This is a genomic window from Yoonia maritima, assembly GCF_002933395.1.
Lineage (GTDB): Bacteria > Pseudomonadota > Alphaproteobacteria > Rhodobacterales > Rhodobacteraceae > Yoonia > Yoonia maritima_A.
This window is the reverse complement of sequence record NZ_PKFN01000008.1, coordinates 670787-694117: the sequence shown is the minus strand read 5'-3', so window position 1 is coordinate 694117 and position 23331 is coordinate 670787. Positions and strand designations below refer to the sequence as shown.

General features: G+C 53.3%; 27 protein-coding genes. 19 read left to right on the top strand and 8 right to left on the bottom strand.

The genetic code is table 11. From position 1 onward, the window contains the following. Positions 1-131: 131 nt before the first annotated feature. The 3 genes from sucD to mdh all read right to left on the bottom strand — a co-directional run bounded on the left by sucD (position 132) and on the right by mdh (position 3641). Positions 132-1013 (bottom strand): succinate--CoA ligase subunit alpha, encoded by an 882-nt coding sequence (sucD, locus tag CYQ09_RS09995; protein ID WP_106354490.1) that lies wholly within the window; start codon positions 1011-1013, stop codon positions 132-134. 83 nt (positions 1014-1096) lie between these two features. Beyond that, a complete protein-coding gene (sucC, locus tag CYQ09_RS09990) occupies positions 1097-2290 on the bottom strand; it encodes an ADP-forming succinate--CoA ligase subunit beta (RefSeq protein ID WP_106745228.1) in 1194 nt (397 codons plus the stop codon). Positions 2291-2678: 388 nt separating this feature from the next. After that, positions 2679-3641 (bottom strand): malate dehydrogenase, encoded by a 963-nt coding sequence (gene mdh / locus CYQ09_RS09985; protein WP_106745489.1) that lies wholly within the window; start codon positions 3639-3641, stop codon positions 2679-2681. 160 nt (positions 3642-3801) lie between these two features. Between mdh and CYQ09_RS09980 the strand changes: the two genes are divergently transcribed. Then, entirely contained in the window at positions 3802-4557 is a 756-nt protein-coding gene (locus tag CYQ09_RS09980; RefSeq protein WP_106745227.1) for a sulfite exporter TauE/SafE family protein, read from the top strand. 59 nt (positions 4558-4616) lie between these two features. Here the strand turns inward: CYQ09_RS09980 and CYQ09_RS09975 are convergent, their stop codons facing one another. Both CYQ09_RS09975 and CYQ09_RS09970 read right to left on the bottom strand, forming a co-directional pair. Further along, entirely contained in the window at positions 4617-5252 is a 636-nt protein-coding gene (locus tag CYQ09_RS09975) for a PRC-barrel domain-containing protein (protein ID WP_106745226.1), read from the bottom strand. A gap of 115 nt (positions 5253-5367) precedes the next feature. Further along, on the bottom strand, positions 5368-5679 hold the full coding sequence (locus CYQ09_RS09970) for a hypothetical protein (RefSeq protein ID WP_106745225.1): 312 nt from the start codon (positions 5677-5679) through the stop codon (positions 5368-5370). A 172-nt stretch (positions 5680-5851) separates the two neighbouring features. Between CYQ09_RS09970 and CYQ09_RS09965 the strand changes: the two genes are divergently transcribed. The 13 genes from CYQ09_RS09965 (at position 5852) to CYQ09_RS09905 (ending at position 15233) form a co-directional block, all read left to right on the top strand. Then, positions 5852-6694 (top strand): HpcH/HpaI aldolase/citrate lyase family protein, encoded by an 843-nt coding sequence (locus CYQ09_RS09965; protein WP_106745224.1) that lies wholly within the window; start codon positions 5852-5854, stop codon positions 6692-6694. After that, positions 6691-7236, top strand: coding sequence for an NnrU family protein (locus CYQ09_RS09960; RefSeq protein WP_106745223.1), 546 nt, complete (start codon positions 6691-6693; stop codon positions 7234-7236). Before CYQ09_RS09965 ends, CYQ09_RS09960 begins: the two co-directional genes overlap by 4 nt. Before the next feature lie 4 nt (positions 7237-7240). Next, positions 7241-7444, top strand: coding sequence for a DUF1737 domain-containing protein (locus CYQ09_RS09955; RefSeq protein ID WP_106745488.1), 204 nt, complete (start codon positions 7241-7243; stop codon positions 7442-7444). Continuing rightward, positions 7441-8466 (top strand): MaoC family dehydratase, encoded by a 1026-nt coding sequence (locus tag CYQ09_RS09950; protein ID WP_106745222.1) that lies wholly within the window; start codon positions 7441-7443, stop codon positions 8464-8466. The genes CYQ09_RS09955 and CYQ09_RS09950 overlap by 4 nt, the downstream gene beginning before the upstream one ends. 14 nt (positions 8467-8480) lie before the next feature. Then, entirely contained in the window at positions 8481-9569 is a 1089-nt protein-coding gene (locus CYQ09_RS09945) for a M48 family metallopeptidase (protein ID WP_162617633.1), read from the top strand. 249 nt (positions 9570-9818) lie between these two features. Further along, positions 9819-10208 carry a succinate dehydrogenase, cytochrome b556 subunit gene (sdhC, locus tag CYQ09_RS09940; RefSeq protein WP_106355322.1) on the top strand — a complete coding sequence of 130 codons (390 nt, stop codon included), beginning with the start codon at positions 9819-9821 and terminating at the stop codon, positions 10206-10208. A gap of 12 nt (positions 10209-10220) precedes the next feature. Beyond that, entirely contained in the window at positions 10221-10592 is a 372-nt protein-coding gene (sdhD, locus tag CYQ09_RS09935) for a succinate dehydrogenase, hydrophobic membrane anchor protein (RefSeq protein WP_106745220.1), read from the top strand. A 20-nt stretch (positions 10593-10612) separates the two neighbouring features. Continuing rightward, a complete protein-coding gene (gene sdhA, locus CYQ09_RS09930) occupies positions 10613-12418 on the top strand; it encodes a succinate dehydrogenase flavoprotein subunit (protein WP_106745219.1) in 1806 nt (601 codons plus the stop codon). Then, positions 12418-12864, top strand: a complete 447-nt coding sequence (locus CYQ09_RS09925) for a hypothetical protein (RefSeq protein ID WP_106745218.1) — start codon at positions 12418-12420, stop codon at positions 12862-12864. Before sdhA ends, CYQ09_RS09925 begins: the two co-directional genes overlap by 1 nt. Before the next feature lie 39 nt (positions 12865-12903). Beyond that, positions 12904-13227 carry a succinate dehydrogenase gene (locus CYQ09_RS09920; RefSeq protein WP_106745217.1) on the top strand — a complete coding sequence of 108 codons (324 nt, stop codon included), beginning with the start codon at positions 12904-12906 and terminating at the stop codon, positions 13225-13227. Next, complete coding sequence (locus tag CYQ09_RS09915) at positions 13224-13517, top strand: hypothetical protein (protein ID WP_239495902.1); 294 nt, start codon at positions 13224-13226, stop codon at positions 13515-13517. Before CYQ09_RS09920 ends, CYQ09_RS09915 begins: the two co-directional genes overlap by 4 nt. Positions 13518-13559: 42 nt before the next feature. Continuing rightward, a complete protein-coding gene (locus CYQ09_RS09910) occupies positions 13560-14339 on the top strand; it encodes a succinate dehydrogenase iron-sulfur subunit (RefSeq protein ID WP_106745215.1) in 780 nt (259 codons plus the stop codon). Positions 14340-14387: 48 nt separating this feature from the next. Next, the gene (locus CYQ09_RS09905; RefSeq protein ID WP_106745214.1) at positions 14388-15233 is read left to right on the top strand and encodes an urea carboxylase-associated family protein; all 846 of its coding nucleotides are present in this window, start codon (positions 14388-14390) and stop codon (positions 15231-15233) included. Here the strand turns inward: CYQ09_RS09905 and deoD are convergent. The 3 genes from deoD to CYQ09_RS09890 form a co-directional block, all read right to left on the bottom strand. Beyond that, the gene (deoD, locus tag CYQ09_RS09900) at positions 15230-15934 is read right to left on the bottom strand and encodes a purine-nucleoside phosphorylase (protein ID WP_106745213.1); all 705 of its coding nucleotides are present in this window, start codon (positions 15932-15934) and stop codon (positions 15230-15232) included. The genes CYQ09_RS09905 and deoD overlap by 4 nt on opposite strands. Positions 15935-16003: 69 nt before the next feature. Continuing rightward, positions 16004-16330 (bottom strand): H-NS family nucleoid-associated regulatory protein, encoded by a 327-nt coding sequence (locus CYQ09_RS09895; protein WP_106745212.1) that lies wholly within the window; start codon positions 16328-16330, stop codon positions 16004-16006. 105 nt (positions 16331-16435) lie between these two features. Beyond that, positions 16436-18403 (bottom strand): protein meaA, encoded by a 1968-nt coding sequence (locus tag CYQ09_RS09890; RefSeq protein WP_106745211.1) that lies wholly within the window; start codon positions 18401-18403, stop codon positions 16436-16438. 135 nt (positions 18404-18538) lie between these two features. On the opposite strand from CYQ09_RS09890, the gene CYQ09_RS09885 reads away from it, so the two are divergent. From CYQ09_RS09885 to CYQ09_RS09865, 5 genes are all read left to right on the top strand, one after another. Then, a complete protein-coding gene (locus CYQ09_RS09885) occupies positions 18539-19897 on the top strand; it encodes a 1-acyl-sn-glycerol-3-phosphate acyltransferase (RefSeq protein ID WP_106745210.1) in 1359 nt (452 codons plus the stop codon). Positions 19898-20139: 242 nt separating this feature from the next. Next, the gene (gene ccrA, locus CYQ09_RS09880; protein WP_106745487.1) at positions 20140-21420 is read left to right on the top strand and encodes a crotonyl-CoA carboxylase/reductase; all 1281 of its coding nucleotides are present in this window, start codon (positions 20140-20142) and stop codon (positions 21418-21420) included. 196 nt (positions 21421-21616) lie between these two features. Next, complete coding sequence (locus tag CYQ09_RS09875; RefSeq protein ID WP_162617632.1) at positions 21617-21832, top strand: hypothetical protein; 216 nt, start codon at positions 21617-21619, stop codon at positions 21830-21832. Continuing rightward, entirely contained in the window at positions 21810-22541 is a 732-nt protein-coding gene (locus tag CYQ09_RS09870) for a helix-turn-helix transcriptional regulator (RefSeq protein WP_106745208.1), read from the top strand. The genes CYQ09_RS09875 and CYQ09_RS09870 overlap by 23 nt, the downstream gene beginning before the upstream one ends. 118 nt (positions 22542-22659) lie before the next feature. Further along, entirely contained in the window at positions 22660-23295 is a 636-nt protein-coding gene (locus CYQ09_RS09865) for an acyl-homoserine-lactone synthase (protein ID WP_106745207.1), read from the top strand. Positions 23296-23331 lie beyond the last annotated feature (36 nt).

The window sequence follows — 23331 nt, the reverse complement described above, 5'->3', positions numbered from 1 at the left end:
CCTGACTCTCAAAGTCAAACGTGGAAAGAACTCCTGCACGGATGAATTGCAGCGACTTCATTTTGTCTTCCTTAGAGCGCCCACGCGCAATGGATGGCACGGCGCAAACAAAATGCACCGTGCAGTTTCAATTAGCCTATTGCCTTCAGGACAGCTTCGCCAAGTGTGGCGGGGCTGTCTGCGACGACGATACCGGCAGATTTCATTGCTTCGATCTTGCTTTCCGCGTCGCCTTTACCACCGGCAACAATCGCACCAGCGTGGCCCATGCGGCGGCCCGGAGGCGCTGTGCGGCCTGCGATGAAACCAGCGACTGGTTTCCAGCGGCCTTTTTTCTTTTGCTCAGCAAGGAATTCGGCTGCTTCTTCTTCCGCAGAACCACCGATTTCACCGATCATGATGATCGAATGTGTTTCGTCATCGTCAAGGAACATGTCCAGCACGTCGATGTGCTCTGTGCCTTTGATGGGGTCACCACCGATACCAACAGCTGTGGACTGACCAAGGCCAGAGTCAGATGTCTGCTTCACGGCCTCATATGTCAGTGTACCGGAACGGGATACAACACCTACAGAACCACGCTTGTGGATGTGGCCCGGCATGATGCCGATTTTGCATGCGTCGGGTGTGATAACGCCTGGGCAGTTCGGCCCGATCAGACGTGATGCGGAACCTTCAAGCGCGCGCTTCACCTTCATCATGTCCAGCACGGGGATGCCTTCGGTGATACAGATGATCAGTTCCATTTCAGCGTCGATCGCTTCAAGGATGGAATCCGCAGCGAAGGGCGGAGGCACGTAGATCACCGATGCATTTGCTTCGGTCACGTGCTTTGCTTCGTGGACAGAGTTGAACACGGGCAGGTCAAGGTGGGTCATGCCGCCCTTGCCGGGTGTCACGCCGCCAACCATTTTGGTGCCGTATGCGATGGCTTGTTCAGAGTGGAATGTCCCCTGAGAGCCTGTAAGACCCTGACAGATGACTTTGGTGTTTTCGTTTACGAGAATGGCCATGTGGGCCTCCTTGGAAATCTTGGTGTAGGGTGGGGTTCACCCCACCGATGAGGTGGCACGGCGGGGTAAACCCCGCCCTACGTTTATCCTTTGACCGCTTTCACGATCTTCTGGGCGCCGTCTTTCAGGTCGTCAGCAGCAATCACGGCAAGGCCGGAGGTGTTGATGATCTCTTTGCCTTTTTCGACGTTTGTCCCTTCGAGGCGGACAACGAGTGGAACTTGCAGGCCGACTTCTTTGACCGCAGCGATCACGCCTTCGGCGATGACGTCGCAGCGCATGATGCCGCCAAAGATGTTCACGAGGATGCCTTTAACGTTTGGATCAGATGTGATGATCTTGAACGCTTCGGTTACTTTTTCTTTGGTCGCGCCGCCGCCTACGTCAAGGAAGTTGGCAGGTTCAGCACCGTACAGCTTGATGATGTCCATAGTGGCCATCGCAAGACCCGCACCGTTCACCATGCAGCCAATTTCGCCTTCGAGGGCGATGTAGTTCAGGTCGAACTTAGACGCGGCCAGTTCTTTGGGGTCTTCTTCTGTTTCGTCGCGCAGGGCGGCGATATCAGCGTGGCGGTAGATCGCGTTGCCGTCGAATGAAACCTTAGCGTCCAGCACTTTCAGGTCGCCGCCGTCGGTGACGATCAGCGGGTTGATTTCCAGCATTTCCATGTCTTTTTCGACGAATGCTGTGTAAAGCTGGCCCATCAGTTTGACGCACTGCTTTGTTTGCGGACCGTTCAAGCCAAGTGCGAACGCAACGCGGCGGCCGTGGAATGCTTGGTAGCCAGTTGCAGGATCAACTGTGAAGTTCAGGATTTTCTCAGGAGTGCTCTCGGCTACTTCTTCGATGTCCATGCCGCCTTCGGTCGAAACAACAAAGCCGATGCGGCTTGTTTGGCGGTCAACCAGCAGAGCGAGGTAGAGTTCGGTTTCAATGCCAGAACCGTCTTCGATGTAAATACGGTTTACGACTTTGCCGACTGGGCCAGTCTGGTGTGTGACCAATGTACGGCCGAGCATCTTCTTAGCTTCTTCGGCAGCTTCTTCGACTGATTTGGCAAGACGTACACCGCCAGCTTCGCCAGCGTCGGCCTCGACGAATTTACCTTTGCCGCGGCCACCAGCGTGGATCTGTGCCTTAACAACCCACAGTGGGCCATCAAGTTCGCCAGCGGCGGTTTTTGCGTCTTCGGCGCGCGTCACAGGGCGACCGTCGGAAACAGGAGCGCCATAGCTGCGCAGCAGTGCTTTGGCCTGGTATTCGTGGATGTTCATAGGGACATGTCCAATTTGGCTTCGGTTGCACCACGTAAAGCACAAGGAATGGACGTTTTGTAACTGAAAAATGTCAGATCGGCGGATAATCGAACATTTGTGATCACAGCTTTTTTGAGTGTGATCACAAATGCTGCGCTTGCGCTGTAACCGGGGAATCAAATGAGGATAATAGGCTGTGCATCCCCCGTGCAATGCGATGGTGTCACGGTCAGAACTGAAACAGGCTGTTGGCTATGTCTATCACTTGATCGTTGCACCGCCATGGCCCATCGTTGGTGGTAGGGGGCTGATCTAAAATAGAGGTGGTGTGGTTTTGACGCGGCGGTAGAAAGTAAAAAGGGTGCCCCGATGGGCACCCTTTTAAGTTCGGATGGGTTTCAGTCGCTTACGCGAGTGAGCCGTCGATGTCTTTACAAGCAGCGACCAGACCTTTGACCGCATCGACAGATTTGTCGAACATGGCTTGTTCGTCTTTGTTCATCTTGATTTCGACAACACGCTCAACGCCGCCGGCGCCGATGACTGTTGGGACGCCGACATAGAAACCGTCAAGGCCGTAAGCGCCGTCAACGTGGGCTGCGCATGGCAGAACGCGTTTTTGGTCTTTGAGGTAGGCTTCGGCCATTTCAATCGCGGATGTCGCAGGTGCGTAGAACGCAGAGCCCGTTTTCAGCAGGCCAACGATTTCGGCACCGCCGTCACGTGTACGCTGTACGATTGCGTCCAGTTTGTCTTGTGTGGTCCAGCCCATGTCGACCAGATCAGGCAATGGAATGCCCGCAACTGTGGAGTAACGTGTCAGTGGGACCATTGTGTCGCCGTGACCGCCAAGAACGAACGCTGTGACGTCGCGCATGGATACTTTGAATTCGTCAGCAAGGAAGTGACGGAAACGCGCTGAGTCGAGGACACCAGCCATGCCGCAAACTTTGTTGTGTGGCAGGCCAGAGAATTCGCGCAGCGCCCAAACCATCGCGTCAAGCGGGTTGGTGATGCAGATCACAAATGCGTCTGGCGCGTGGGCTGCAATGCCTTCGCCAACGGCTTTCATAACTTTTAGGTTGATGCCCAGAAGGTCGTCACGGCTCATGCCGGGTTTACGTGCAACACCAGCTGTCACGATGCAGACGTCCGCGCCTGCGATGTCAGCGTAATCTGCTGTACCGGCCATTTCGGCGTCGAAACCCTCAGATGGGCCAGCTTCGGCGATATCAAGCGCCTTGCCTTTTGCCGCGCCATCATTGAGGTCGAGCAAGGTAACATCGCCGAGTTCTTTGATCGCTGCGAGGTGTGCAAGCGTACCGCCGATTTGTCCGGCGCCGATAAGGGCAATCTTGGGTCTAGCCATGGAAATGGATCCTTTGGTGGGTTCGATTTGCGACATTGGGTAAGCCTTTGATCGCCCGCACGCAAGAGCGCTGCATCGCGGCATCCCTTATTATGTGGTGGTTCCTTATCCTGTAAGGCGCTAACGAAGGATGAATTCAAGGTATTTTAAGGGCAGGCAGATGATTGAATTTGATTGGCAATTTTTCATGATAGGGATCCCTGCGATCATGTTTGGGGGGATTTCAAAGGGTGGATTCGGGTCTGGAGCAGCGTTTGTGGCCGGGGCGATTCTGGCATTGGTCGTGCCGCCGGGTGTCGCGTTGGCCGTCATTTTACCGTTGTTCATGTTGATCGACGTTGCAACGCTAAAGCCGTACTGGGGAAAATGGCATTGGCCCTCTGCCAAGGGCATGATGCAGGGGGCTGTTCCAGGCGTCATTTTTGCAGCGTGGGTCTATACTGCGGTGGACGCAGATTTCTTCCGCATATTGATCGGTTTGATTTGCTTAGCGTTTGTCATGTTTCAGCTAAGTCGTGCCATGGGCTGGCTCACTATTGGAACGGCCCCGTTTTCGCGTCCCTTCGCATGGTTGGCGGGAATGGTTGGCGGCTTTACCAGCTTTGTCAGCCATGCTGGGGGTCCGCCGACGGCCGTGTTTTTGCTGTCGCAAGGGTTAAGTAAGACGGCTTATCAAGCCACGACGGTTATCACATTTTGGGCGGTGAATTGGATGAAAGTCGTGCCTTATGCGTTTTTGGGGATATTCACATGGAACACATTGTTAGGCAGCTTGCTTTTGGCCCCATTTGCCCTGATCGGCGCATGGATCGGGGTGCGCGCCCACGATTTCGTTCCTGAACGGTTGTTCTTTGGCCTAACCTACGTTCTTTTGGTATTGACCGGGATACGATTGATATGGGTCGCAATAGCATAGCCCCCCAGCAAATGCTGAGGGGCTATACCGTCATATATTAGTTAGCTTGCATATATTAGTTAGCTTGCTTCAAACTCTGGCATTGCTTCGAGCTCTTCTTGCGTCGCTGCAACATAGACCACCACGTCGCCGTCTACTTCGGTCTTCATCAGGGCGAGGTCAGCGAATGGTACCGCAACGGATTTTTCACCAATGCCGATAAAACCACCCACGTCGATCACTGCTTTTTCGGCGTTGCCGTCAGCAGATAGAATGATTTCGCTGACTTCACCAATTTCCGCATCTGTTTCGTCGTAGACCACGGCACCTTCCAGATCGGCAGCAACCATAACGTCAGCCTGAGCTGAGATTATCGCGCCGTTTTCGATCATGGGGCTTGTCACGGTTTCATTGGTTTCTGCGATAAAGGCGTCAGCTTCGGCCTCTAGCTTTTCGCCAGCGTCAACGATGGCTTCGCCTGTTGCTTCTGCACCGGCTTCGATGTTGTCGCCAGCTTCGGCCATTGCATTGCCCGCATCGTCAAGCAATGTCGTATCCGTATCTGCTTGTGCGTTCATTTCAAGCTCAGTTGAAACAGCTGAATCGTTAGCCTGAGCAGTTACCGCAGTGTCCGCGCTAGTGTTCAAGTTGCTTTCCGCAAATGCAGCTGTACCAACCAAAAGTGTCAGGGCAGTTGTTGTCATCATACGTTTCATGTCGTTTCCTTTCACGCTCTGTGATGGCGGTTGCAACGTGTTGCCGCCGCCTTGTGATAGGAGAACAGTCAGGGCCTATTTAGGTTGCATGAAATCCGAAATAATTTCTCCCCACCTAAAGCAAAGAGGGAAATTCAGCGAATTTTTCGTATTTGTATTCAAACGCTTGCCCGGCTGAAACCAAGCAGGTCAAATTTCCCGGTCGCGTTGATGTGATTGTCCAGCTGCCAGTATCAGGCGCGACGAAGAGCTCGACCATTGTGTGGTCGTCGGCCCATCTGACCGCATGTGGATGTTCACCGAATTGGCGCGCAAGGCGGTCAATGATTGCATCACGATGGATACATGTCTGTTCTGCGCGTGCGTTGTGTGCGGCAAGCAGCATTGCGCCAATAAGTAACGGCATGTGAAGTAGCATACGCTGCATCTTGGGGCACCTGATTGGGTTCGGTTTGGTGCTTCGATATTTGGAAGGTATCTATGATTAATTGGTTAACGTACCGTAATGACGGGTCTGTCGCCGCAGTGCGGCATATTTTGACTTGAACTATCGTTTAATTTCTGGCCAATTATGCGCAATAATATTGCGAGGATACGCCATGCACGACCGCCCATTCCGCTCAGCACTTTATATTCCTGGTTCAAAGGATCGCGCGTTGGACAAAGCACGCGGCCTACCTGTGGACGCGATTCTGTTTGATCTTGAAGATGCCGTTTCGCCAGACGCAAAGGTAGAAGCCCGCGCGACGCTCGCGAGCGCGCTAGAGCAAGGCGGCTATGGCCCACGGTTTAAGGTCGTACGCATTAACGGGCTTGATACAGAGTGGGGTGCAGATGATGCGGCGGCTGTTGCGGCAATGGATTGCGACGCGGTTCTGTTGCCAAAGGTAAACAGCACGGCTGACGTCGATGCATTGGCGGCGCTTATTCCCGATTTGCCAATCTGGGCAATGATGGAAACCCCGCAGGGCATTTTGAATGCGGCAAGTATTGCAGCACACCCCCGTATGGCGGGGTTCGTGTTGGGAACGAATGATCTGGCCAAGGATTTGAACGCGCGGGGCAGGGCGGCAATGGTGACCTCGCTTCAGCTATGTCTGCTTGCGGCAAAGGCGGCAGGGATTGTCGCGCTTGATGGTGTTTATAACGCCTTTAAAGACGAAGACGGATTGCGTGCCGAATGTAGCGAAGGGCGCGATATGGGCTTTGATGGTAAGACCCTGATTCACCCGGCACAGGTTGCCGTTACCAATGCGGCCTTTGGCCCAAGTGATGATGAAATCGACCTTGCTCGTCGTCAGATCGAAGCATTCGATGCCGCAGAGGCCGAAGGGCAGGGCGTTGCCGTTGTGGACGGTCGCATCGTTGAGAACTTGCATATTGTCACCGCGCGGGCGACGCTAGCGAAAGCTGACGCCATCGCCGCATTGGAGACTTCATGACATTTATCGTTCTTGGACTGGTTCTTTGGGCCAGCGTTCATTTTTGGAAACGACTTGCCCCCGCAAGCCGCGAAGCGCTGGGCGATAAGGGGAAGATGATCGTGACGGCAGGGTCTGTTGTCGGTCTGATCTTGATGATCATCGGATATCGTGGCGCTGACGGGACATTCTATTGGGGGCGCACGCCTGCAATGACAGGGATTAATAACCTGTTGATGCTGTTGTCATTCTATCTGTTTGCTGCTGCCGGATCGAAAGCGCGGATTACACAGTATATTCGCCACCCGCAGTTAACTGCTGTGATGATATGGGCGGTTGCCCATTTGTTGGTGAACGGTGACACGCCGTCGTTCATTTTATTCGGTGGTATGCTGGTCTGGGCCAGTTCCGAAATTCAACTGATCAACCGCGCGGAACCTGATTGGACGCCCGCCCATGCGGTACCCATGAAAAAAGAAATCACTGCTTTGGTCGCAACTGTGGTCGTCTTTGCCGTTGTGGCGGGCGTTCATATCGCGCTTGGCTATAACCCGTTTGGATGAAGACATGAAAATCTATCGACTACTGACCGAAGACGACACCGCCGCCTTTTGCCACAAAGTGTCCGAGGCTCTTTCAAAAGGTTGGGAATTGCACGGCAGCCCAACCTATGCGTTTGATCAGGCAAATGGCGTGATGCGTTGCGGTCAGGCCGTCACCAAAGATGTCGACACGCCTTATACGCCTGACATGAAGTTGGGCCAGCAATGACCAAGACAAACGCAGGCCGCTTTTTTGAGGATTACGCCGTTGGTGATGTGATCACCCATGCGGTGCCGCGCACAATTAAGATGGGTGAAAGGGCGCTGTATCACGCGCTTTATCCCGCGCGTCATGCGTTGCATTCATCTGATCAATTCGCGCAAAGCTGCGGCCTGCCGTTTAGCCCGCTGGATGATCTTGTGACCTTTCATACGGTGTTTGGGAAAACAGTACCGGATGTGTCACTGAATGCGGTGGCTAATCTAGGCTATGCAGAGGGCCGTTGGATCACGTCACTTTGGCCCGGTGATACGATCACCGCCACGTCAGAAGTGATCGGGGTTAAGCAGAATTCAAACGGCAAAAGCGGCGTTGTCTGGGTTCGTACAACGGGGCGCAATCAACACGGCGAAGAGCTGATGTCGTACGTTCGTTGGGTGATGGTACGCAAACGTGGCGAAGGCCCGGCGCCCGAGGCGGTGATCCCTGAACTGGCCAAGGCCGTGTCGGCCCAAGACCTCGTGATCCCCAAGGGTTTGGATTTCACGAACTACGACTTTGCCCTTGCAGGCGAACCGCATCGCCTGTCGGATTATTCCGTGGGCGAAGTGATTGACCACGTTGACGGCGTCACGATTGAAGAGGCCGAGCATATGCTCGCCACGCGCCTATGGCAGAACACCGCAAAGGTTCATTTCAACGCGACCAATCGGCCAGATGGCAAGCGCCTGATTTACGGTGGCCATGTGATCAGCCTTGCGCGGGCGCTGTCGTTCAACGGTTTGGCAAACGCGCAGATGATCGTCGCACTGAACGGCGGGGCGCACGCGAATCCTTGCTTTGCAGGTGACACAGTACGTGCGTGGTCAGAGGTTTTGGATATTGCCGAAACATCAGCGCCGGGTGTCGGTGCAATCCGCTTGCGGCTGGTCGCAACCAAAGGTGAGGCTGGAACGCTGCGAGGCGAAGACGGGAAGTACGCGCCAGAGGTCCTGCTGGACTTGGATTACTGGGCGCTGATGCCTGTATGAACAATGCAGGCTGGATGGCTAAACTTCATCGCAAAGCAGGCGAGAAAGTTTTCCGTGGGGCGTTAGAAGACTTGCAAGCTGGCAAATTGCGGCGGGTCGAAGCCGCGCATCGCACGGCGCTATTACTATCGTTGTTTGTGATGCTATCCCCTGTCGCCCTAATCGTGGCAGGTGGCGTCATCGCCGTCGCCGCTTTGCCGTTTTTAGGAGGCATCTTTTGGGGAGGTCTCCTAATTGCCGTCGGGGTATTTCTGTTGCCCGCGCGCTTTCGGGCACCTGAACGTGCGCTTCGGCGCAATGACGCGCCACGCCTGTTCAAGGATTTGGACCGGGTCAGTGAAGCGTTGGGCGCTCCGAAAGTTACGGTCGTGGCTGTAGATGGAAGCTTTAATGCTTTCGCGGCGATGCATCGCAAAGAGGTTGTGCTTGGGATTGGTGCCGTGTTGTGGGACGCTAGTTCACCGGAACAACGGCTTGCACTTGTTGCGCATGAGACCGCGCATTTCGTGAATGGTGATCCTTCGCGAACGCGAGTGATTGGGTTTGCTTTACAGATGCTTGATAAATGGGAAATGCTTCTTGAGCCCGATTTTGGTGATGCAGCGCATGCTTTCGCAGCACTGCTTCTCTTGCCGTTTCGTTGGCTGGTTGCACTTCTGAATGAGACAATTCGGACGCTGCTATACGTCCAAATGCAGCGCGCTGAATATCTGGCTGATGCTCTGGCGGCAGAAGTTGCAGGGGGCAATGCTGTAAAGCAATTACTGTCCACAATCAGCCTATCTGAGTATATTGATGAACAATGGAGCACGCGGCATGGCGTTGGTTCTGCTCGGGGGCGGGATGTTATCAAAATGATTGTAGAGCCCGTGGTCCAATTGAATGCTGATGAACGCGTTGAAATTGCGATTGGTAATGGGAAAGTGGATCATTCAGTTGATACCACGCATCCTCCTACCCACTATCGGATCGCTTTTCTTAACGCTGCTCACGTAGTCAAACCTAAAATTCTGAACAATCTGTTTGACCGTGAAGATACATCGTTCGAGAAAGCGTTTGATGCCGTGGGTGAGAGCCTCGCGGTACAGCTTGAGGTTCAATGAACTAATCGCGGACCTGCGCGAGGCTAGTCACCGCGTATGATAATTGAGATTAATTCTGACTAAATCAGTCGGTTTATACTTTGTGATCACATGGAAAAAATGTGTGATCACAAAAATGCAGAATTTCGCTGATTGGCGTATTATTTCACCATTTATCCATCCTCCTCTGCGTGACTCTTGTTTGGAAGTCGTGCAAAAAAGACCAAAGGCGCGACCGAAATGGCAGCCAAGCCAAAGAAGGGAACATTCATGGCCGACAATAAACAGGACAACCGTCCTCTGTCTCCGTTCATGATCGGGCAATACTACCGACCACAGTGGACGTCGATGACGTCGATCTTCACACGTATCACTGGGCTTTCATTGCTCGTTTCTGCATTGATGATCGTATGGTGGTTTGTTGCCGCTTCGGCCGGGCCAGACGCATTTGCGGTGGCTAACGGTTTCTTGACTAGCTGGTTTGGTGATCTGGTCTTGTTCTTGTCGACTTGGGCGATGTGGTATCACATGCTTTTCGGTATCCGTCACCTGATCTGGGACTCTGGCCGCATGCTTGAGGTCGACCAGTCCGAACTATACGCGCAAGCCGCGTTGGTTGGGTCCGTTTTGCTGACAATCTTTGTCGTTATCGTTCTTTAAGGGAGGCAGATCATGGCATTTATGACTGACCGTAAACGGGCTGCTGGCCTTGGTTCCGCCAAAACAGGAACCGAACATCACTGGCACATGATGGTAACTTCAGTGGCGCTTGTGCCGTTGGTGGTGCTGTTCATCTTTACATTCGGCGCGGTCCTTGGGTCCTCTTATGAAGAGGTGATTGCCTATTACCAACGCCCATTCCCGGCGGTTATTGCAATTCTAACAATGCTTGTCGGCTTTAATCACTTTGCGAACGGCGTCCGCGCCACCATCGAAGACTATACCGGTGGCATGACCCGCAAAGCGCTGATCATTGGCATGACCTGCCTATCTTATACTGCTGCCGCCTTTGCGATCTTCGCAATCGTGCGCATCGCCCTTTAATTCCGCGGAGCAACTGAACAATGGCTGCATACGAATACGAAACCCATACCTATGATGCGATCGTTGTTGGCGCTGGTGGCGCTGGCCTGCGCGCAACATTAGGTCTGGCAGAGCAGGGTCTGCGCACCGCTTGTATTTCAAAGGTTTTCCCAACACGTTCACACACTGTTGCTGCCCAAGGTGGTATCGCGGCGTCCCTTGGTAACATGGGCCCCGATAGCTGGCAGTGGCACATGTATGACACTGTGAAAGGGTCTGACTGGCTGGGTGATACCGATGCGATGGAATACCTTGCGCGTGAAGCCCCCAAAGCGGTTTACGAGCTAGAGCACTATGGTGTGCCATTTAGCCGTACTGAAGAAGGTAAAATTTACCAGCGCCCATTTGGCGGCCACACAACCGAATTTGGTGAAGGCCCGCCCGTACAGCGTACCTGCGCTGCTGCTGACCGGACTGGTCACGCGATCTTGCATACGCTGTATGGTCAGTCACTGAAACAGCAGGCTGAGTTCTACATCGAGTACTTTGCGCTTGATCTGATTATGTCCGAAGACGGCGTTTGTCAGGGTGTGATCGCATGGAAGCTGGACGACGGTACAATGCACGTCTTTAACGCTAAGACGGTTGTTCTTGCGACGGGTGGTTATGGCCGTGCCTATTTCAGCGCGACATCTGCCCATACCTGTACTGGTGACGGTGGCGGCATGGTTGCCCGTCAGGGTCTGCCGCTGCAGGATATGGAATTCGTACAGTTTCACCCAACTGGCATCTACGGTGCGGGTTGTCTGATCACCGAAGGTGCACGTGGTGAGGGTGGTTATCTGACCAACTCTGAAGGCGAACGGTTCATGGAGCGTTACGCCCCGAACTATAAAGACCTCGCACCGCGTGACTATGTCAGCCGCTGTATGACGATGGAAATTCGCGAAGGTCGCGGCGTTGGTGCGGGCGGTGATCATATTCACCTGAACCTGAACCACCTGCCAGCCGAAGCATTGGCCGAACGTCTGCCCGGTATTTCTGAATCGGCTAAGATTTTCGCAGGTGTTGACGTGACCAAAGAACCGATCCCGGTTCTGCCAACGGTTCACTATAACATGGGCGGTATTCCAACGAACTATTACGGTGAGGTTCTGAACCCAACCGCCAAAGACCCGAACGCTGTTGTTCCCGGTTTGATGGCCGTTGGTGAAGCTGGCTGTGCCTCTGTTCACGGTGCGAACCGTCTTGGATCTAACTCTCTGATTGACCTTGTGGTCTTTGGTCGCGCTGCCGCGATCCGCGCTGGTGAGGTTGTCGATCGCAATGCACCAAACCCAACGCTGAACCAACCTTCCGTTGACGCATGTTTTGATCGTTTTGATGGTCTGCGCCACGCAAAGGGCAACATCGCGACGGCTGATCTGCGTTTGGAAATGCAAAAGGCGATGCAGGCTGATGCTGCTGTGTTCCGTACAGATAAAACACTGGCCGAAGGCGTTGAGAAGATGACAGCAATCGCGGGCAAAATGGATGACCTGAAAGTCACCGACCGCAGCCTTGTCTGGAACTCTGATCTGATGGAAACGCTCGAACTGACCAACCTGATGCCAAATGCATTGGCGACGATTGTTGGCGCTGAGGCGCGTAAAGAAAGCCGTGGCGCACATGCGCACGAAGACTACGCGACACGTGATGACGAAAACTGGCGGGTGCACACCATCAGCCACGTTGACGGCGATAAAGTGACCCTAAGCCACCGCCCGGTCATCACCAAAGGCCTAACAACCGAAGCCGAAGGCGGGATTTCTGAAGCCAAGATTACACCAAAAGAACGGACATTCTAATGAAAGTACTAATTGTGTCATTGACCGCCGCGTCTGTGCTTAGCCTTACGGCTTGTGCTGGAAATGATCCATTGAAGGCATATCCACAGGCCGAAACGGTTCGTGAGTGTCAGGTTTTACATGAGGCTGAAGCTGATCAAGCACGCCAAAACATGCGGAATACACAGTATACATCGTCGGGTGGTAACGCACTTGGAACGCTGATCGGGACTGCAATTGGTAAGGGTATCGGTGAAGGTGTTCTGAATAACCGTCTTCAAGGGTGCATTGCACGTGTTGGCGGCGCGTCACCTGCTGGAGGTGCAACTTACACCTCGTCGATTAGCGCATCCTCATCAAGCTACAGCGGTTCTTCTGCAGGCTATCAACCTGCGATTGGAGGATATCAATGCAAGCGAGGAGCGGGACCGTTCCAAGGCGGTGGTGCGCTTTGCCCAGGATCATAAGTTAGCGGCTGCTGACGCAATGGAGACAAGGATAGTTCGATGCGATTATTGATAGCGATGGGCCTAGCGACATTTACGCTGTCCGGTTGCATGCAAGATCTAGGCTCCCAAGGTGATGTGCTTGCGCGTAGCGCGGCTAAGGGTGTCGTGAATAATGTCGTGGCATCTAAGTTTCCGGGCGTCGATGCGACGCCTGTGACGGACTGCATTATCGACAACGCCTCTGGTTCGGAAATCTTGATTATCGCTGAGGCTGCCGTGGTGGGGACTTCGCAAGCGACGACTGATCTTGTCGTTGATATCGCGCAGCGCCCTGAAACAACCCGGTGTGCGGCGGGCAGCTTATTGGGGGTAAACCTGTGATACGTGTTTCCGCTTTTACATTGATGTGTGTTTTGGGTGGCTGTGCGACGACACCGCCAACGCCAGAAGAAGCTGCGCAAAAATGCGAAGAGCGGGCGCAGGCAGCACAGGCCCCAACCGGTGGTATGACTGTCGGTGTAAATAGCCGGACCGGTGTTTCGACCGGGATTCAAATAGGTGTTTCGGCTGACCTAATACGCGGGCGTGACCCGTTAGAAGTTTATCAAAGCTGTGTCATGGATATGACTGGCGAACCGCCTATCCGCCCTGCGCGGTTGCGGGCACTTTAAGAATTTTCGGGCAATACTGTCCGTGACGGAAGGATCATCACTATGGTGCAACTGACACTCCCTAAGAATTCCCGCATGACTGTCGGGAAAACGTGGCCAAAGCCTGAAGGCGCAACAAATCTGCGTAAGGTGCAGATCTATCGTTGGAACCCTGACGACGGGAAAAACCCGCAGCTGGATACATATTTCGTTGATATGGATACCTGTGGTCCGATGGTTTTGGACGTTCTGATTAAGATCAAGAACGAAATCGACCCGACCCTGACGTTCCGCCGGTCGTGCCGTGAAGGCATTTGTGGTTCGTGCGCGATGATGATCGACGGGGTGAACACACTGGCCTGTATTTACGGTCTCGACGAAATTAAGGGCGACGTGAAAATCTATCCGCTGCCGCACATGCCCGTGATCAAAGACCTGATCCCTGACTTGACCCATTTCTATGCGCAGCACGCGTCGATCATGCCTTGGCTTGAAACAAAGACGAACCGCCCTGCGAAGGAATGGAAACAGTCGATTGAAGACCGCAAGAAGCTAGACGGCCTGTATGAATGCGTGATGTGCGCGTCATGCTCTACCTCGTGCCCATCTTACTGGTGGAACAGTGACCGTTACCTTGGGCCAGCTGCGCTGTTGCACGCGTACCGTTGGATCATCGATAGCCGTGATGAAGCAACCGGCGAACGTTTGGACGAACTGGAAGATCCGTTCAAACTTTACCGCTGCCATACGATCATGAACTGCGCCAAGACATGCCCCAAAGGGCTGAACCCAGCCAAAGCCATTGCCCACATTAAAGGCATGATGGTTGAGCGTGTTGTCTAAGATTGAACGCCACCTTCGGGTGGCGTTTTCTGCTATAGGGGGATGTGCATGACCGACATCCCGCATGATGCAGACGCGCGCCGCGCTGTTGCGCCTGTGATTTGCTATCCAACGGATGGCCTGCCTGTGGCGGATATGCAGTTTTATGCTAAAGTCCGTGAGACCCTGACATCTGTGTCGCGTGTTACGGTGCCGCCGCGTGATGCCGCTGCAATTTCCGTCCCAGCAGGGCAATTTTTGCGCATACATTCGGTCGAAGGGTCACAGGTTGGCGATTTGAACTTGTTCAACGCCAATGATTTGTCTGAGCGGTTCTATTCGGGGAAAACACGCGCTTTGCATGGGACCCATGTCACGACGGGTGAAAGGCTTTGGTCATCATTCCCGAGCATGCGCCCGATGGCTACTATCACGTATGATACGTTGAACTGGTACGGGATCGACCAATATGGCGGCTCTGTGCATGATGTGATTGGCACGCGATGCGATCCCTATACGGGGCGGCTTTTGTCTGGTGAGGACTATCATCATTGCTGCCATTCAAATCTGACGCGTGCCTTGGCTGCGCATTCCGGGCTTTCCCTGGCTGAGGCAGAGCATCATGTGCATGACGTATTGAACGTGTTTATGTGTACCGGGTTTACCCGTGACACTGGGCAGTACTTTATGAAAGCCAGCCCTGTACGCCCCGGTGACTATATCGAAATTTTCGCTGAGATTGATCTGCTTGCAGTGCTCAGCGCCTGCCCGGGCGGTGATTGCAGTGCTGAGCATTCCAGTGATGCCGCCGCTTGCTATCCGTTAGAGATGGAGGTGCTGCGTCCTGCTGACGGCACCCTTGATCGTTGGGTGCCGCCTACAAAGAATAAATACGACCTTAGTCACGGCGCTTAGGCGAACGCCGCCTCGAGCGCGATTTCGACCATGTCGCCGAACGATTTTTCGCGGTCCTCGGCTGGTAGGGCCTCGTTTGTGATCAGGTGATCGCTGACCGTCAGTACCGCAAGCGCGCGGCGACCGTAGCGGGCGGCAAGGTTGTAAAGCTCGGCAGCTTCCATTTCGACGCCCAGAATGCCGTGGCGCACCATCTGTTCGTTCAGGTCTGGCCGTTCGTCATAAAACACATCTGACGAATAGATGCCGCCAACATGTGTCAGAACGTCTTTCGTTTCGGCCGCCTTATGCGCGGCGGCAAGAAGCCCGTAGTCAGCGCAGGGCGCAAAGTTCAGTTCTTTGAAGATGCCGCGCGACGGGGTGGACAGCGTGGATGCTGTCATTGCTAAAATGACGTCACGAATGCCAACGTGTTCTTGCATCCCGCCGCATGATCCGATCCGAATAAGCGTCTGAACGTCAAAGTCTTTAATCAGTTCATTCGCATAGATGGAAAGTGACGGCATCCCCATGCCTGAGCCCTGAATTGTGACAGGGTGTCCGTGCCAATTGCCGGTAAAACCAAGCATGCCGCGCACTTTGTTAATGCAGCGCACATCCTGCAAGAACGTTTCTGCCGCCCATTTGGCGCGATAGGGATCGCCCGGCATGAGAACGGTTGGGGCGATGTCGCCCGGTTCTGCACCAATGTGAATTGTCATGTTTAATCTCCTGTCCAGTTTGCGCACAGCATAAGCCGCTTGTGCGCAAAGTGGCAGAGATAACCGGTTTTAGATTTCCATTGCGTCAGGCGATTGGCCGGCAGCTATTGCATCTTTAAACCACTGAGGCTGGCGCCCCTTTCCAGTCCATGTCTGGTCGGTATCCGCTGGATTGCGGTATTTGGGGCTGGAAAGGGGCTTTGGGCCAGATTTGCGCCCTTTTGACCCATTCCCAGTGATGTCGTCCAATGAGAAGCCATATGCTGCAACGGCTTGCTCGGCTGCTTGGCGTGCTGCTTGTTTTTCTTTTTCCGCAACTTCGATCAATGCGCTTTCAACATCAGACTTTAGTGCTTCAAGGTCGGTCCGGGACATTGAGGTGAGATCGAGGTTCATGGCGGGCTCCTTTTTAGTTTCCGCGTACTAACATTAGGCGTACTGATACGGACACTGGAATCGCACAATTCTTATACAAAAGTACAATTGTTTGTAATTGCACTACTATTCACCGGCAAGAAAGCGCCCATCGACCAGTTTTATGATGTCTGCCATGATGACATTTAATTCAAAGTCTTTAGGTGTATAGACTTTTGCAACGCCCATCGCATGTAACGCATTTGCGTCGTCGTCGGGGACAATTCCGCCAACAATGACCGGAATATCGCGCAATTCTGTTAGATTTAGCTTGGTCATTACGTCTTGTACAAGCGGAAGATGCGATCCAGATAGAATAGATAATCCAATAACATGCGCTTTATTTTCGCGGGCTGCGTCGATGATTTCGTCAGGTGTTAACCGGATACCTTCGTATGAAATGTCCATACCGCAGTCGCGCGCACGCGTGGCAATCTGTTCGGCCCCGTTTGAATGCCCGTCAAGCCCCGGTTTGCCTACAAGAAACTTGAGCCGCCTTCCAAGCGCAGAACTTACTTGGTCAACCTGTTCGCGGAGTTCATCGAGCCCCTCTGTCCGGTTCGACTGGTTCTGACTAACGCCGGTTGGTCCGCGATACTGCCCAAACACAGAACGTATAACGTCAGCCCATTCGCCTGTTGTGACCCCTGCGCGTGCGCACGCAATCGATGAAGGCATGACATTGCTACCGTCGCGTGCGGCTATCCGTAAGGCGGCGAGCGCGTTGTTTACCGCAGTGGTATCACGGGTGGTTTTCCAGTCTTTTAGGCGGTTCAATTGATCTGCTTCAGCTTTGGGGTCGGCAACCATAATTGCGTCGTCGCCAGCGGTTAGTGGGGACGGTTCGCCAGATTGCCACTTGTTCACCCCGACGACAGTTGTGCTGCCGCTTTCGATCCCTGCGATGCGCGCAGCGTTGCTTTCGACCAGTCGTGACTTCATATAGCCGATCGCCCCAACTGCACCGCCCATCCCGTCGATCTGGGCAAGTTCAGCGCGCGCACCTTCTTTGAGTGCGGTCACCTTTCGGTCGATGGCCGGGTTGCCGTCGAACAGGTCGTCAAACTCAAGAAGGTCGGTTTCATAGGCCAAGATTTGTTGCATCCGTAGTGACCATTGCTGATCCCATGGGCGGGGTAGGCCCAATGCTTCGTTCCATGCTGGTAGCTGTACGGCGCGTGCACGTGCGTTTTTCGATAGCGTGACCGCCAGTGTTTCCAGCAAGATACGGTAAACGTTGTTTTCGGGCTGCTGTTCGGTCAGCCCGAGCGAGTTGACCTGAACACCGTAACGGAAACGACGATATTTTGCGTCCTCAACGCCATAACGGTCGGCGCAGATTTCATCCCACAGTTCGACAAAGGCCCGCATTTTGCACAGCTCTGTCACGAACCGGATACCCGCGTTCACAAAGAATGAGATGCGGCCAACCATCGCTGGGAAGTGTTCGGCGGGTACTTTGCCCTTCAGGTCGTCCAACACGGCGGTTGCCGTTGCTAAGGCAAATGCTAATTCCTCTTCGGGTGTCGCTCCGGCCTCTTGCAGATGGTAGGAGCACACGTTCATCGGGTTCCATTTGGGCAGATGCTCGCGGGTATAGGCCGCAACATCTGTGATCATCCGCAGGGACGGTTCGGGCGGGCAAATATATGTGCCACGCGACAGGTATTCTTTGATGATGTCGTTTTGAACGGTGCCCTGGAGGGCGCTGATATCCGCGCCTTGTTCTTCGGCGACGGCGATATAAAGCGACAGTAGCCATGGTGCCGTCGCGTTGATCGTCATCGAGGTGTTCATTTGATCAAGCGGGATGTCATTAAACAAGGCCCGCATGTCGCCCAGATGGCTGACGGGCACGCCAACTTTGCCGACTTCGCCTTTGGCAAGCACGTGGTCGCTGTCGTAGCCAGTTTGCGTTGGTAGATCAAAAGCGACTGACAGGCCGGTCTGACCTTTTGCTAAGTTGCCGCGATACAGCGCATTCGATGCTGCAGCCGTCGAGTGGCCAGCGTAGGTGCGAAATAGCCATGGGCGGTCTTTCTGCGTCTGCGACATATCGGGTCCTCTGGTTTTGTTGCGCAATTTTATTGCGTTCAGAATTTATTATCCGATATTTTGTGGCGCTGTCAATTCGCTGCATTGCGGCATGACGGGATTTACGTCAGGTCGTTTCCCTGTCAGGTTCGCGCAATGACGCAAACCGTTTCAATGCCGCTGTGGGCCTTTGCCCTGATTGTCCTGTTTGCAGCAGTGACGTTCGCGTCGCATTTCCTATTTCCGTCCGTGCGCTGGTTTTTTCGAAAACGTGCTGAAAGGGTCATTGCGCGAGTAAATCAACGCCTTCAGCGTCCGATCGAGCCGTTCAAGCTTGCGCGTCGTTACGACATGATCCAGCGGCTGATCTATGATCCCGAGGTCACGCAAGCCATCGTTGAATACGCTCGTAAAGAAAACGTGCCCGAAAACGTCGCCTTTGAAAAGGCCAAGGGATACGCGCGTGAAATCGTGCCTTCGTTTTCAGCGACCGCGTATTTCAGCATTGGAATCAGGTTGGCACGTTGGCTGTCAAAGTCGCTTTATCGTATTCGCCTAGGGACGTTTGACCGTAAACGATTGGCCGAAATTGATCCTGACGCTGCCGTTGTGTTTGTGATCAACCATCGCAGCAACATGGATTATGTGTTGGTGACGTATCTAGCTGCAAACGCTGGAGCATTGTCTTACGCCGTGGGGGAGTGGGCCCGCGTTTGGCCGCTATCGCCGATCATCCGCGCGATGGGGGCGTATTTTATTCGGCGTAAGTCGCGGGGCGCGCTGTATCGCAAGGTTCTTGCCCGATATGTGCAAATGGCGACGCGCGGAGGCGTTAGTCAGGCTGTTTTTCCTGAAGGTGGGCTAAGCCTTAACGGTCGAATGGCGGCACCTCGGGTGGGATTGCTGAACTACATTATCGACGATTTCGACCCAAAGCAGCGTGAAGTTATCTTTGTGCCAGTCGCGATTAATTATGATCGGGTGCTTGAGGATACGATTTTGATAGCTGCTGATAAGTCGGGAACGCGCAAGTTCCGGCCTCCGTTTTGGGATGTGGCCCGTCGTGTTGGCCGACATATGTGGTTACGGATCACGCGGCGGTTTCATACGTTTGGAACGGCCTCTGTCAGCTTTGGTGATCCGCTAGAACTGTCGCGGTTTCGCGATACGGTATCTGATGATTTGACCAATGAAGTTGCAAATGAACTTATGGCACGCATTGGGCGGGTCATTCCTGTTTTGGGCGTTCCTATCGTTGCGTATGCGTTGATCAACGATATGGTCGATAACAAAGTTGCGTTGATTGATCGGGTTAATGCAAAGCTGACTGCATTGCAGGCGGGGCAGATGCCGCTACCGCGGCGTACCCCTGACGTTATTGTGTCCGAAGCGCTTGACCAGTTGGTAGCGCGTGGGATTGTTGAAATGACAGATGACAGCATCCAAATCACGACAGTAGGCCGGGATATCTTGGCTTATTACGCGAATTCAATCGCGCACCACTTTCAATCCTAACTGAAATAAATCCCCGTTTTATGCTATGATTCAGGCGCAGAAGGCGTCTGGATTCTGGCTGTGCGGCTGCTTTGTGCTTCTTGGAGTACGATTGTGAGAAAGTTACGCTGCGACGCGGCAGACATAATATTACAATATTAATGGCGTTAAGGTTGCAAAGTTGCGCATCGAATATTATCCATCAGTGAGAGCGCCGATTCTGCGGCGCAGCAACAGATGGATTTTCAGTGATGGAGACCGATATGGCCCTAGACCAGAATGCACCCGCAACGGCGCCTAAAAAGGCGCTTTATGAGGTCGGTGAACTGCCGCCCGTCGGTCATGTACCCGATCAAATGTACGCATGGACAATTCGCCGCGAACGCCACGGGGAGCCGGATCAGGCGTTTCAGGTAGAGGTCGTTGATACGCCTAAGCCCGATAGCCACGAAGTGCTGGTTCTCGTTATGGCAGCAGGCGTTAACTATAACGGGATCTGGGCCGGCCTAGGTATTCCGATCAGCCCGTTTGACGTTCACGGCGCAGATTTTCACATCGCGGGCTCTGATGCGTCGGGTATCGTTTGGGCCGTTGGTGACAAGGTCAAGCGTTGGAAGGTTGGCGATGAGGTCGTCATCCATTGCAACCAAGATGACGGGGATGACGAACACTGTAATGGCGGCGACCCTATGTTTTCGGAAAGCCAGCGCATTTGGGGTTATGAGACACCGGATGGATCGTTTGCCCAGTTCACGAACGTTCAGTCTCAGCAGTTGATGCACCGCCCAAAGCACCTAAGCTGGGAAGAAAGCGCATGCTATACGCTGACGCTTGCGACGGCATACCGCATGCTGTTCGGCCATCACCCACATGAATTGAAGCCTGGCCAAAACGTTTTGGTTTGGGGTGCGTCAGGTGGTTTGGGATCATATGCAATTCAATTGATTAATACTGCAGGTGCGAATGCAATCGGTGTGATTAGTGATGAAAGCAAACGCGACTTCGTGATGTCGTTGGGTGCGAAAGGCGTGATTAACCGTAACGATTTTAGCTGCTGGGGGCAAATGCCTACGGTGAATACTCCCGAATACAAAGAATGGTTTAGCGAGACCCGTAAATTCGGCAAAGCAATTTGGGAAATTACCGGCAAGGGTAATAACGTCGATATGGTTTTTGAACACCCAGGCGAGGCAACATTCCCCGTTTCGACTTTTGTGTGTAAACGTGGCGGTATGGTTGTCATCTGCGCGGGGACTACGGGCTATAACCTGACGTTTGACGTGCGCTACATGTGGATGCATCAAAAGCGTTTGCAGGGAAGCCACTTTGCCAACCTGAAACAAGCAAGTTCCGCGAACCAGTTGATGATCGAACGCCGTCTTGATCCATGCATGTCAGAAGTATTTACTTGGGATGAGTTGCCAGAAGCACACAGTAAGATGCGCAGAAATGAGCATAAGCCCGGAAATATGGCGGTGTTAATTCAATCCCCCAAAGCGGGTTTGCGTTCACTTGATGACACGCTAGAGGCATCTAAGAAATAGCGCATATATCAGCGTTAAAAGGCGTAAAGGCGTTACCTAGTCGGGTGACGCCTTTTTTGCTATCGCAATGATTTTAAATCGTAATCCGTCTACTCACTATTATTGGGGAGTATGAAGGTGTGAATAATTGTTTCATAAATTTCATTGATACTCTTGCCGTCAGTAAAACAAAAATGATTAGTAGAGAGACATGAAAATGGGACACGATTGGATCATCGACGTACTTGCCGATTTGAAACGCTTTGCGAATACGCACGACCTTCCGATGTTAGAAGCACAGCTTGAAAATACGACACTTGTCGCATCCGCAGAAATCGGCCGGATGGTCGAAAATACTTGTCACTTGACGCAGGGAGACAGTCCTGGAAATCGACGGTTTTCTCCAAGCACTGGAGCAGGCAGGCGCGCTTGACGACCTTCAAGGTCTGATCGTGCGCTTACGTGATGAGTTTGCAGTTGATCATGTGGTCTACCATTGGTTAAGCGCAGATGGTGAACAATACGGGTTCGGTACTTACGATCCTGTTTGGGTGCAACGCTATGTCGAACGCGATTATATGCGTATTGATCCGGTCGTGATTGGTTGTTTTCAACGCTTCCATCCCGCGGACTGGAAGTCACTTGACTGGTCATCGCGTGCGGCGCAGGCTTTTCAAAAAGATGCGATTGCGCATGGCGTTGGCAATCAAGGGTTTTCATTCCCAATCCGTGGCCCAAATGGTCAGCTCGCGTTGTTGACTGCATCTCATACCACTGACGATGAAGCTTGGGAAAGTTTCACGAAATCCAATCAGCGAGAGTGGATTTTGATCGCACATTATCTGAACCGCAAAGCGATGGAGTTGGAAAGCCGTCGTCGGCCAGAGCCAGTCCGTCAGCTTTCGCCGCGTGAAATTGAGGCGTTAACCTATCTTGGTATGGGCCATGGGCGGGCACAGGTGGCAGAATTTTTAAATATCTCTGAGCATACGTTGCGGGCCTATATCGAAAGTGCGCGTTTTAAGCTGGGCGCATCGAATACAACCCATGCTGTTGCACGGGCCGTTGCTGAAGGTCTGATTGTATTGGGCGGTGCGGCAAAAGCCGCGCGAGGCGGTTGGCCTGGTCGCGATTCGGGGTAACGCTGCAATGCGGCATTTTATTAAGAATACGTTAACGAACGGTTCTTGCAATTAACGAAATACCTGTGTGACGGCTTCTACCCTTGAGACATCGTTAACGGCTCAAGGGGAGCATGGAATGCTTCGTTACATTTATGGGAATGATCTTTCTCAATTTCCCGTACTTCAAGATACTATGCACAAGGACCGCGCGACCCAGTTTTCAGAGCGTCTGAAATGGGCGGTGACCGTCGATGAAAACGGTTGGGAGCGGGACGAATATGACGCGATGAACCCGCTTTATGTCATTTGGGAAAACGCCGATGGCACCCATGGTGGATCGATGCGGTTTTTGCCGACGTCAGAGCGCACGATGGTCAATGATCACTTTAGCGACTTGCTGAAGGGCGAAAGAATCGAAAGTCCCTTTATCTGGGAATGCACGCGTTTTGTATTGGGGCAGCAGGCAACCCCACGGGTCGCGGCAGCCATGATGTTGGCAGGCGGAGAGTTAATGCGTGCGTTTTCGCTAACCCATCTATTGGGGGTTTTTGATCCGCGTATGGTCAGGATATATTCGATGATTGGCGCATCGCCCGAAGTATTGGGTAGTTCAGGCGAAGGCCGCGATAAGATTAGCGTTGGATTATGGGCTTATCGTCCCGAAGATCGCGTGCGCGTTTTACGCCGGGCAGAGGTTTCCTCTGACGTGTCAGAGCTGTGGTTTGATCTTTCTTTTGGGCGGTCCATTCAGCAGATGCAAAAGGTGGCCTAATCCACTGGTCCCGCCGCGATGGTACAGGTACTGTCG

Bases quoted from the DNA above. Each gene is read 5' to 3' on its own strand.
- CYQ09_RS09955 (WP_106745488.1), top strand. From the start codon at position 7,241: ATGAAAATCTATCGACTACTGACCGAAGACGACACCGCCGCCTTTTGC.
- CYQ09_RS09885 (WP_106745210.1), top strand. From the start codon at position 18,539: ATGACGCAAACCGTTTCAATGCCGCTGTGGGCCTTTGCCCTGATTGTC.
- CYQ09_RS09960 (WP_106745223.1), top strand. From the start codon at position 6,691: ATGACATTTATCGTTCTTGGACTGGTTCTTTGGGCCAGCGTTCATTTT.
- CYQ09_RS09920 (WP_106745217.1), top strand. From the start codon at position 12,904: ATGCGATTATTGATAGCGATGGGCCTAGCGACATTTACGCTGTCCGGT.
- CYQ09_RS09950 (WP_106745222.1), top strand. From the start codon at position 7,441: ATGACCAAGACAAACGCAGGCCGCTTTTTTGAGGATTACGCCGTTGGT.
- sdhC (WP_106355322.1), top strand. From the start codon at position 9,819: ATGGCCGACAATAAACAGGACAACCGTCCTCTGTCTCCGTTCATGATC.
- CYQ09_RS09865 (WP_106745207.1), top strand. From the start codon at position 22,660: ATGCTTCGTTACATTTATGGGAATGATCTTTCTCAATTTCCCGTACTT.
- CYQ09_RS09945 (WP_162617633.1), top strand. From the start codon at position 8,481: ATGGCTAAACTTCATCGCAAAGCAGGCGAGAAAGTTTTCCGTGGGGCG.
- sucD (WP_106354490.1), bottom strand. From the start codon at position 1,013: ATGGCCATTCTCGTAAACGAAAACACCAAAGTCATCTGTCAGGGTCTT.
- CYQ09_RS09905 (WP_106745214.1), top strand. From the start codon at position 14,388: ATGACCGACATCCCGCATGATGCAGACGCGCGCCGCGCTGTTGCGCCT.
- sdhA (WP_106745219.1), top strand. From the start codon at position 10,613: ATGGCTGCATACGAATACGAAACCCATACCTATGATGCGATCGTTGTT.
- ccrA (WP_106745487.1), top strand. From the start codon at position 20,140: ATGGCCCTAGACCAGAATGCACCCGCAACGGCGCCTAAAAAGGCGCTT.
- CYQ09_RS09975 (WP_106745226.1), bottom strand. From the start codon at position 5,252: ATGAAACGTATGATGACAACAACTGCCCTGACACTTTTGGTTGGTACA.
- sucC (WP_106745228.1), bottom strand. From the start codon at position 2,290: ATGAACATCCACGAATACCAGGCCAAAGCACTGCTGCGCAGCTATGGC.
- CYQ09_RS09890 (WP_106745211.1), bottom strand. From the start codon at position 18,403: ATGTCGCAGACGCAGAAAGACCGCCCATGGCTATTTCGCACCTACGCT.
- CYQ09_RS09895 (WP_106745212.1), bottom strand. From the start codon at position 16,330: ATGAACCTCGATCTCACCTCAATGTCCCGGACCGACCTTGAAGCACTA.
- CYQ09_RS09980 (WP_106745227.1), top strand. From the start codon at position 3,802: ATGATTGAATTTGATTGGCAATTTTTCATGATAGGGATCCCTGCGATC.
- CYQ09_RS09925 (WP_106745218.1), top strand. From the start codon at position 12,418: ATGAAAGTACTAATTGTGTCATTGACCGCCGCGTCTGTGCTTAGCCTT.
- mdh (WP_106745489.1), bottom strand. From the start codon at position 3,641: ATGGCTAGACCCAAGATTGCCCTTATCGGCGCCGGACAAATCGGCGGT.
- CYQ09_RS09965 (WP_106745224.1), top strand. From the start codon at position 5,852: ATGCACGACCGCCCATTCCGCTCAGCACTTTATATTCCTGGTTCAAAG.
- deoD (WP_106745213.1), bottom strand. From the start codon at position 15,934: ATGACAATTCACATTGGTGCAGAACCGGGCGACATCGCCCCAACCGTT.
- CYQ09_RS09910 (WP_106745215.1), top strand. From the start codon at position 13,560: ATGGTGCAACTGACACTCCCTAAGAATTCCCGCATGACTGTCGGGAAA.
- CYQ09_RS09875 (WP_162617632.1), top strand. From the start codon at position 21,617: ATGGGACACGATTGGATCATCGACGTACTTGCCGATTTGAAACGCTTT.
- sdhD (WP_106745220.1), top strand. From the start codon at position 10,221: ATGGCATTTATGACTGACCGTAAACGGGCTGCTGGCCTTGGTTCCGCC.
- CYQ09_RS09970 (WP_106745225.1), bottom strand. From the start codon at position 5,679: ATGCAGCGTATGCTACTTCACATGCCGTTACTTATTGGCGCAATGCTG.